This is a genomic window from Roseibium sp. RKSG952, assembly GCF_009711355.1.
In genome coordinates this window covers 1-1,477 of record NZ_SMMF01000513.1, presented here as the reverse complement: position 1 = coordinate 1,477, position 1,477 = coordinate 1, and the positions used below count along the sequence as shown (strand labels likewise).

Here is a 1,477-nt window from a genome sequence, read left to right as displayed (position 1 = left end):
TACTGGTCGGATGATGTCGGAATACGCACCGCACTACACGACATTGGTTGGTATGCGGAACCGGCGACATTTAAAGGCGACTATGCCGATCGACTGGTTGGACTGAAAATCACGGCGCTAAAGACTTCGGCCTAGTTTAACAACGGTACCTACCAGCCCCAATTTGCTTGATCCGTAAAAGGGCCGCCTCTTGAATGGAGGTGGCCCTTTTTCTATCAATCACAAACCACCCGGCTTCAAAAGCAGCTACTGTCCATAACGAGCCAAGCGGGGATCTCCGGAAAAACTACGCAGCGGGTATTCCACCCCTAGTCGCGGATGTTCACGAACCGCCTGCGCTCCTGTTCGTGTGAGATGAATACGCCAACTTTCTCGATCAACCGGCTCCGACCGCGTAAAAGCACGGCAAGACAAAACGGCAACGTTGTTACCTAAATTCGGATCTCTTACCGACTGATACCGAATGATCTCGGCTCCGGTCTCCCTGGCACAGTCTGCCAACGATTGGCATGCGGCATAGTCCGTGGGGTGTGTCCACAATACAGCATCTTGCGACAAAACACCGGTGGTTAAATTTAAGCAGGCCGAACTACCGATCGCCGCAGAAAAAGCAGTATATTCGGCTGCATTGTCTGGAAGCGGTGTTTCCGGGCTCTCTGCATAAAACAAGAACTTGTAAAAAACCATTTCAGCTACAGCAGTCTGCACCGCTTCCGCCCCATACCATACACCTGGCGTAACTCCAGATCGGCGAAAACGAGATCCATGAGGGTATGGCCGATATCTGAACGGAGTTGACAGGAGATAGTCGAGATGCCGACAATCATCCGGCATAGGCGGCTTGGTTGTATCCAAAATGTCTTCGAGTATTTCTTGCTCTTCCAGACTGTCCACGAGCTTGAGTGTTGAAACCTGATGCTGAGCTTCGACCAAGCGCCATGCAACACCAGAAAACGATGATAACTCATATTGGAGCGCGTCGGGCGTCCAGGTATGCGACGACATCCACCAGTCCTTGTACAGTAACAATCCGGTCTGCTGGGCGGCTGCCCAAGGCATCATTTGGGTTCTGAAGCCAATGCCGTGCTACGCACGGATCGCCGCCGGTAATCGCATCGAGTGACCGAAACAAGCGGACCAGAAGTGCCGCGAGTTCAAACGATTTCGTGCGTTCGGCCAGAACAGTCTCGCCATTCCGAAATCTGGATACTTGGGCTTCAGATACCCCCAGCACGTCAGCGAGTGTCCTCCCCGATAACCCCAACCGTTCAGCAGCATTAATTGCCGCTTTGGTGAGAACAGCACTGCGAGCCGAAGCAGAAGACTGGATTTGGGAGCTATGCATAGTCGCACCTTCCTTTCTCCTGCAAATATATGACTCTTTTGTTTCACATGGAAGGGCGAACTATCAATATGTCAGTGAACGCTTTGGCTGTCTGGTTCGATCGGCATTGTTGCATAATTTGGTTACGTGCCG

The 1,477-nt window shown here is 52.0% G+C and carries 2 protein-coding genes; both read right to left on the bottom strand.

The window, feature by feature from the left end; genetic code table 11:
- Window positions 1-246 precede the first annotated feature (246 nt).
- Window positions 247-1,005 (bottom strand): RES family NAD+ phosphorylase, encoded by a 759-nt coding sequence (locus tag E1297_RS01895; protein ID WP_155133188.1) that lies wholly within the window; start codon window positions 1,003-1,005, stop codon window positions 247-249.
- Window positions 965-1,345 carry an antitoxin Xre/MbcA/ParS toxin-binding domain-containing protein gene (locus E1297_RS01890; protein WP_155133185.1) on the bottom strand — a complete coding sequence of 127 codons (381 nt, stop codon included), beginning with the start codon at window positions 1,343-1,345 and terminating at the stop codon, window positions 965-967. The genes E1297_RS01895 and E1297_RS01890 overlap by 41 nt, the downstream gene beginning before the upstream one ends.
- Between the last annotated feature and the right edge of the window lie 132 nt (window positions 1,346-1,477).

What these genes read in the sequence shown, in the direction of transcription:
- E1297_RS01895 (WP_155133188.1), bottom strand. Translation starts at nt 1,005, where the DNA reads ATGTCGTCGCATACCTGGACGCCCGACGCGCTCCAATATGAGTTATCA.
- E1297_RS01890 (WP_155133185.1), bottom strand. Translation starts at nt 1,345, where the DNA reads ATGCATAGCTCCCAAATCCAGTCTTCTGCTTCGGCTCGCAGTGCTGTT.